The sequence below is a fragment of the Bartonella sp. CM31XJBT genome (assembly GCF_028618555.1).
Classification (GTDB): domain Bacteria; phylum Pseudomonadota; class Alphaproteobacteria; order Rhizobiales; family Rhizobiaceae; genus Bartonella.
Map to the genome: position 1 here is coordinate 1 of NZ_JAQITD010000036.1, position 8,613 is coordinate 8,613.

Sequence of the window (8,613 nt, forward strand, 5' to 3'; positions counted from 1 at the left end):
TAACGAGACGTCGGTGAACCATTATAGTAAATATCTGAAAGCTTGCCCTCAACGACAACAAATTTGAGCGTCTTGCTGTTTTTGATATCTTGATCAGGAATGTAAAAACGTGCCGTCACATAGCCTTGATCCAAATAAACTTTGGTTAACTTCTTGATTAAGAGCTGAATATCAACAAGACCAATACATCTTCCAACATAAGGCTCTGTTACGGCTGATATAAAGCGCTTTTTGACATGATGCACTCCCTCAACAACAACAGCATGAATGGGAAAACATTGCTTCCCACCCAAAAGCGTTTCTGGATTTTGCTCTGAAGGCGTCTTGATCCTTTTAGGCGTTAAAGACCGTAATTTCTCAATTCTTTCTAATTGCTGCTTCTCAGATTGTTGGCGAGAAAAATTATCGGTTGGGGAATGAAAAATAGCTGAGGAGCGCGCATAAACATTTACACCTGTAAACAAGCCAAAGAAAACAACAATGGCACGAAAAATTCTCAAAAGAGAACTTTGGCGTAAAAATACAGAAAACAATACAGATTGCCCCCGCTTTGCACTATTCATGAAGCACTCTTTAAAAGAACTTCATGGAACCTCTAACAAGACCACTCAAAACAGCCACTGCCCTATGACGCTTTTAACAAAAGCACATGCCTCTGTGAGCAAAAAAGTGACACCCAAAAACTGCTTTATTTTACAAAAAACGCTTTATTTTAACTGCTGAAGATCTCTCCCCCACATTTATATGAAAAAAACCTTTAACCAAAACTGTTTAGCGCGTCAATGGTTAATACATCAATATCCCCAGTTTAATGCTACAATATATTTATCAATAATTAGAGATAAATTCACTCTCCAGCTCCTCTAAACCACTCAACACGCATATAAACGAGACATCATGCGATCAAGAACATCCTGTCGTCAAAAACCATCATAGAAAACAATAAAGAAACCTCTTTTAAAACTTTCTACTCAAATAGGCAAAACTCTCTGTACAGCGCATTAAGCAACCGTTCTCCAAAGACAATGATCTGAGTGATCTGAACAGAAGAGTTTTGTCCAGTGCTGTCAGTGTTGTCAGTTCTTTTTAGAGCCTATATTATTTTTTTAAATGAGAAAAAATTAAAAACATTATATTTCAATATGTTAGCATTTTAACGATACAACCTATATCGACAATACAACCTTAAATACAATCCATAATATATATTTGTCAGTTTGTGTCAGTAAATTAAACTGACAAATTAGATTATTTTAGTGACTCATAAAACCTATCAAAATACTCATTATGATATTTTAAAAGCACATAGTTCATTTGTCTTGATGAACACGTGAAACGAACAGCAAATTTTACTACTTTGCTGATCTTATCCTATGCCATGGGCTGTTGATAAACAGCCTTTTAAACCCCTTTTGAAAAAATATCGGCTTTTTTAGCAGTTTTTTCCCATTTTTATCGTTATTTGCTTTAAATGCATTTAATTGAATTCGTTTTGATTCTTTTGATGATTATTGATCATATCATAAGGCAAGGGATTTTTATTACAATATGCTGCAATCTATTAAGTATGATAACAAACACATCACTTTACACTCCCTTTTACAATCCTATCGTGAACAGGCAACATCAAATGCTCTACGGGGGAAAGTATTTGAAGATTTTGTGACAAAATATCTTATGTATGACCCTCTCCACTATGGGCGATATGAAAAAGTTGAGAGCTATTATGAATGGGCGAAAGAGCGTGAAGGTTGGAATAAAAATGATATCGGCATTGATCTGGTTGCCAAACTTCGCAATCAAGAGGGTTATGTCGCTATTCAATGTAAGTTTTATCAAGCAGATCATCAGATCAGTAAAAAGGATATTGATAGCTTTATCGCGGCATCTGGAAAAGACATCTTTAAATATCGTCTTCTCGTTGACAGCACAGAAGTGGAATTAAGTGACAATGTGAATACCATGATTAAAGGACAAGCGATACCCGTTTATCGCATTGACCTTCGTCATATGGAAAACAGTCGGATAGATTGGCAAATATTTGCAACAAAACAAGAAGTGGTTCTGAAATCAACCAAAGAGCCTCGTTCCCATCAAGAAGAAGCCATCAAGAAAGTCTGTGAAGGTTTAAAAGAAGCAGACCGTGGCAAGCTGATCATGGCATGTGGTACGGGGAAGACTTTCACCAGTTTGAAGATAGCAGAAACCCTTGCTGGGAAAGGCAAGCGTGTTTTGTTTCTGGTCCCTTCTCTGGCTTTAGTCTCACAAACAATCCGTGAATGGACAGCCGATGCACAAGTACCTTTGCGTTCTTTTGCTGTGTGTTCGGATACAAAAGTAGGCAAGCGTCGTAAGAACCAAGATGATATTGTTGGCATGGAAACATCAGATCTTGTTCTCCCTGCTACCACGGATGCCCAAACCCTTGCCAAAGAAGCTTGCGAAAACCTAGCAGATGCAATGACGGTGGTGTTTTCAACTTACCATTCTATCCAAGTGATTTCAGATGCGCAAAAAGAGCATGGTTTACCCGAATTTGATCTAATCATTTGCGATGAAGCACATAGAACAACTGGGGCTGTGTTAGGAACAGACAAGCGTGAATCTGAATTTATCAAGGTTCATGATAACAGAATCATTCGGGGTAAAAAACGTCTATATATGACAGCAACCCCCAAAATCTTTACAGATAAGATAAAAAGGAAAGCTGACCTATCTGATACTGTTCTTGCCTCTATGGATGACGAAAAAATTTATGGCAAAGAACTGCATCATTATACATTTGCGGAAGCTCTAGAACATAAACTGTTATCACCTTGTAAAGTTATCATATTAGTTGTCAATGAAAAAGAAGTAAGCCAATCCATTCAACATCTTATTACCGATAAGAATTATGAACTTATTCTTGACGATAGGACCAAGATTAATGGCTGTTATAGAGCCCTTACCAAAATGGATCTGAAACTTGATCTTGAAGATGACCCCAATCCCATGCGTAGAGCTTTAGCATTTTGCAAAGATATTGATACTTCTAAACGCATATGCAAGGAATTCAAAAAAGAAAAAGTTCAAGAATCTTTGCACGCCCTTCATAAAAACTATAAAGATACTCCCCCTCTTAACTGTACTCTTGCCCATATTGATGGAACCTTTAGTGCTAAAGAGCGTACAAAACAACTTGACTGGTTAAAGGAAGATGCGGGGGAAAATACGTGTCGTGTGCTAACCAATGTACGCTGTCTTTCTGAGGGTGTTGATGTTCCTGCTCTTGATGCTGTTCTATTCTTACACCCGCGAAAAAGTCAAATTGAGATTATTCAAGCAATAGGCCGTGTCATGCGTCGAGCAGAGGGTAAGAAAAGAGGCTATATCATTCTACCCGTTGGAGTACCGGCTGGCATTCCACCAGTACAAGCCTTGGAAAATAATACAAAATATGATGTCATCTGGCAAGTCGTCAATGCTTTGCGTGCCCATGATGAGAGTTTTAATAAAATAATCCACCATATGTCCATAAAACAGGACGTAAGCTATGCCCTTGATATTATTGTTCCTTCTCAAAAGGCTACCTCAGAAGATACAACTGTGGTTATTGATGACTTACCTATACGCTCAAAATCAGAATATTCAGGACTGAACATTGGATCACCAACTTATGAATCCTTTCACGGATATAAACCAGAAGAAGAATTATCCCTTTTTTCTCAATATCCGGATGTCATTAGAGCAGCTATTGTTAAGAGAAATTACGACCCTAGCTATTGGAAAAGATGGGCAACCAATGTTGCTGATCTTGCTCAAAATCATATCACACGCTTAACCGAAGTTTTAACAAAATCAGAAACGGAAACGCGGCGGGTGTTTAATGGTTTTATGACCGAATTACGTAACAATTTAAACACGACCCTCTCCGAAGAAAATGCGATTGAAATGCTTGCACAACATCTTGTGACGCGTCCAGTCTTTGATGCTTTGTTTGAGGGGCATCAGTTTGTTCAAGAAAATCCCGTCTCTTGTGCTTTACAACGTGTACTTAATATCCTTGATAAAGTTACTCTTAAAGAAGAATCTCAAGATTTCAGAACTATCTCTAGGAATGTACAATTTTACACACGAGGAACTACAAGTCTTGAAGCACAACAAAACTTAATTGTAAAGCTTTATAATGAATTTTTCCGTCATGCTTTTCCGCGTACGGTAGAAAAATTAGGAATTGTTTATACGCCCATTGAGGTTGTGGATTTTATCATTCATTCTGTTGATGATGTTTTACGCAATGAATTTGGAAAAAGCCTTGGTTCACGGGGTGTCTCTATTCTTGACCCTTTCACGGGAACGGGTACCTTTATTACACGGCTTTTACAATCAGATCTCATCAAACCAGAGGATATGGAATATAAATACCGTTATGATATCCATGCCAATGAGATTGTCTTACTTGCCTATTACATAGCAGCGATTAACATTGAATCGACCTATCATAGTATCATGAAAGGAGAATATATCCCTTTCAAGCATATTGGTTTGACTGATACGTTTCGGATGCTTGAAGAAAAGAATCTGCTGCAAAAATTATTCAAAGAAAACAGTGAATATTTAGAGCATCAAAAGAAACTGGATATCGAAGTTATTTTTGGTAACCCTCCTTATTCGATAGGACAAAAAAGCGAAAACGACAATGCAAAGAACACTCCCTATCCCATATTAAATAAACGTATTGGTGACACTTATGCCGCTCATTCAAAAGCAAGTCTTATGCAGGCGCTTTATGATAGTTACATCCGCGCCATTCGCTGGGCAAGTGACCGTATAAAAGACCGTGGTGTGATTGGTTTTGTTACAAATGCAAGTTTTATAGATACAAAATCTATGGATGGCTTACGCAAATGCCTCGTTGAAGAATTTAGCAGCCTTTATATTTTTCATTTACGTGGTAATCAACGAACCTCTGGAGAACTTTCTCGCAAAGAAGGTGGAAAAATTTTTGGTGAAGGTTCTCGTGCCCCTATAGCGATTTCTATTTTGGTTAAAAATCCAAATGCACAACAACATGGGAAAATATATTTCCGTGATATTGGAGATTATCTCAATAGAGAAGAAAAGCTTAAGACAATTAAAAAATTTGGTAGCATTAATGGTATTACACGGAGTAAACAAGGTTGGCAAATAATTACACCGGATAGGCATAATGATTGGATAAATCAACGTGATGACAGTTTCAAGACATTTCTAGCTTTAGGTGTTAAGAAAGGTCATGATACAAAGCTTTTTGAAACTTATTCCTGTGGCGTTCTAACCAGTCGTGATGCGTGGGCATACAACTCAAGTCGTAATGCTTTATCAAAAAACATGTACAACATGATTAACTTCTATAATAGCGAAGTGGAGCGCTTTAACGAAGCTTATGGACATGTTGATCGCAAAATACGTGAAAAGGCTATAGACAATTTCGTTAACGCTGATGCTACAAAGATCAGTTGGAGTAGTACTCTTAAACGAGAATTTATAAGAGAAAAATTATTTGAGTTCGAGGAGACGTGCTTTATTCAAAGTATTTATCGCCCTTTTACAAAACAATGGCTCTATTATAATCGTGCTTTCAACGATAGAGTTTCCATAATGCCATGTATATTTCCTATAGGAAAATCAGTTGAAAATAAAATGATACAACTTACAGGCATAGGAGCAAAAAAAACCTTTTCTGTTCTTATGATTAAAGCTGTGTCTGATTATCAGGTGATAGAAAACGGTCAATGCTTTCCGCAATATCTTTATGAAGATATTGTATCCTTAAAAGAGAAAAGTGAAAAGCAATCCCATTTATTTACAAACTCTATAGAGGAAAACAAAACAGCTGGTTTACAACGCCGTGATGCCATTACGGATGAAGGATTAGCACATTTTAAAGCCGCTTATCCTAATGAAACTATCACTAAAGATGATCTATTTTATTATGTTTACGGGATTTTGCATTCAGAAGATTACCGCACCCGTTATGCTGATAACCTCTCTAAAGAATTGCCTCGTATCCCTTGTGTAAAGAGCACTGAAGATTTTTGGAAATTTGTAACTGCAGGGCGTGAACTGGGGCATTTGCATATGAACTATGAAACTGTAGAACCTTATCCTGTAACCTTTAAAAAAGGTGATCCAAAACTCACTGATATCCCTAATCCTGAAAAATTCTATTATGTTACAGAAATGAATTTTTTTGGGAATAGTAAAGTAAAAGATAAATCGACAGTTTTTTACAACAGCAATGTCACAATGACAGATATCCCTCTTGAAGCTTATGAATATATCGTCAATGGTAAACCCGCTCTTGAATGGGTTATGGAACGGCAATGTGTAAAGACTGATAAAAAGAGCGGCATTGTTAATGATGCCAATCGCTATGCTGTTGAAACCGTTGGAAACCCTGCTTATCCTTTGGAGTTGTTTCAAAGGGTTATTACCGTAAGTTTAGAAACAATGAAAATCGTTAAGAACTTACCAAATTTGGTATTAAGAGAAACTGAATAACTTATAAAGCATGCTTACAAATGGGTATGATAAACTCGTAAGGGGTATAGAGCTTATAACTGTAGTCTATACCCCTTTATACATTGCTTGCATACAATCTTTAAAAGGATAATTTATCATGCGTTATTCTAAAAAGAAGAAACTTGCACTTTTAGATACTCTTATTTGGATTGCCTTTAAGAGGTTATATCGTAATCTAAAATGAGTGCTTTATTGTTTTCAAAAGCTTTGTTTAAGGAGAGTTATATATATATATATTCATTTTGCTTATAGGTTTTGAAGGTGTAAAAATCGTCAAAACCCCCTCAAAACGTATATTATTAGTTGAATTTATAGGTTGTGTTATCAATATGGGTTGTTTTTTTAAGATCTGTAAAATCTTAACCTATTGAAAAATAACGTTTTTGCTTTTTATCGTTTTTTTACATAATAGCAGCAACCCTCAAAACTCAAAACCCCGTCAAAACTCATAACTATAATGATCTTGATAGCATCTCTTATGAGTTACAAGCTATCTTTTGAAAAGCTTTAAAGGATCATATGATTTTCATAAAGCACGTTGTAATCATTCTCTAAATCATAAGGTTATCTATTCAAAAGAACTGATTAAAATTCATAAAAGGGATTTTGATAACGTAATCAGTTTTTAATTTCATACGCTTTTCATAAGACACGTGTTAATCACTCACTAGAAATATAATTTTATCTTTTAAAAAGAACTAATCAAAATAACAAAAGCCTATTAAAAAGGATTTTGCTAATTTCTATAATTATCAATCCCTCTTTAGATAGTTTCATAAGTGTTTTCATAACAGTCTCTAAATTACAATTATCATATGTATCATTTTTATCATGAAAATGAAAAATAACACCATCGCTATAAAGCATATAACAGCTATAGAGAATGCGTAAAAATAACAGCCTTATTTGAATAAAGCAAAAATGCAAATGAATGCGTTGGTTATAAAGATCATCTCTATAAAAAACTGTTAAGTTGCAAATGTGTTATAAACAAAATTCACAAAAAAATTAAAAATCATTTAGTGAAAAAAACTGATAGGTTATAAAGATAAAAATACGCATTATGAGAGCGTTTATAAATATTATAAATGTATAATTCAAAAAACAACACAATCGTTTCATAAAGCCCATAATATAGCTTTAAAAGCACATAAATATAAAAGAAGCAATTAATAAGCACATGATATTATCAATACATAACGCATCTAAAAAAATACAAAAAAATATCAAAAAAGATAAAATATTATTTGACAATAAATACGTATTTTGTTATATAAATAATCAAGTGCTTAACAACACTAAACAAACAGCGGGTAGATTACGAAACAATCTTTCCCATCTTTTAAAATACTGACTGTCTTTTATGTTATGATTAGCATATAATGATTATGTCGGGTGTGGTTACACCATACAATACTCTTTATGAGAAAAGTGTAACGACGGACTGTTTGCCGTGTTTGTTAGCACCCGGCGCCCTTCTGGGCTGTCAATAACAATATTATTCAAACAGGTTTTAAATATGACAAATATATCAAAAAACACCCCCGTTCTCTCTAACATTGCAAATGAAATCGCATCTGTTAATCAACAAGAGCCTGCAAAAAAATATGAATTTATTGATGATTGTGAATATATCGATGGTCATTTCTTAACTCGAATTAGAGCCTTAAGAGATTTTGATGATGTGAAAAAAGGTGACCTCGGTGGCTATATTGAAAGTGAAGATAATCTCTCTCATGAAGGTAATTGCTGGGTGTATAATAAAGCTCGGGTCTTTCAAAATGCACGCGTCTTTGGAAATGCTAAAGTAAAAAGCTTTTTTGTTGATGTCTATGGTAATGCGCAAATTTATGGGAATGCTATTTTTGAAGGTATGACATTAAAGGACAATGCAAAGCTGTCTGGTAATGCGCATGCTAACAACGCCGTTGTAATTGAAGGCAATGCACAAATTTATGATAACGCCCGTGTCACTGATCACGCTCATATTTCCGATAATGCTGTCATTTGTGATGATGCTCATGTCGGAGGCAATGCAAAAATAAGTGGCTCTGCTTACATTTGTGATGA

At 35.3% G+C, this 8,613-nt stretch carries 3 protein-coding genes; 2 read left to right on the plus strand and 1 reads right to left on the minus strand.

The window, feature by feature from the left end:
- The coding region (locus tag PVV63_RS09300) for a POTRA domain-containing protein (protein WP_273791614.1) at window positions 1-563 on the minus strand (563 nt) is incomplete at its 3' end.
- Between the two features lie 985 nt (window positions 564-1,548).
- Between PVV63_RS09300 and PVV63_RS09305 the strand changes: the two genes are divergently transcribed.
- On the plus strand, window positions 1,549-6,522 hold the full coding sequence (locus tag PVV63_RS09305) for a type ISP restriction/modification enzyme (RefSeq protein WP_273791615.1): 4,974 nt from the start codon (window positions 1,549-1,551) through the stop codon (window positions 6,520-6,522).
- Window positions 6,523-8,062: 1,540 nt separating this feature from the next.
- On the plus strand, window positions 8,063-8,613 hold a 551-nt coding region (locus PVV63_RS09310; protein WP_273791616.1), incomplete at its 3' end, for a hypothetical protein.

Bases quoted from the DNA above. Each gene is read 5' to 3' on its own strand.
- PVV63_RS09305 (WP_273791615.1), top strand. From the start codon at position 1,549: ATGCTGCAATCTATTAAGTATGATAACAAACACATCACTTTACACTCC.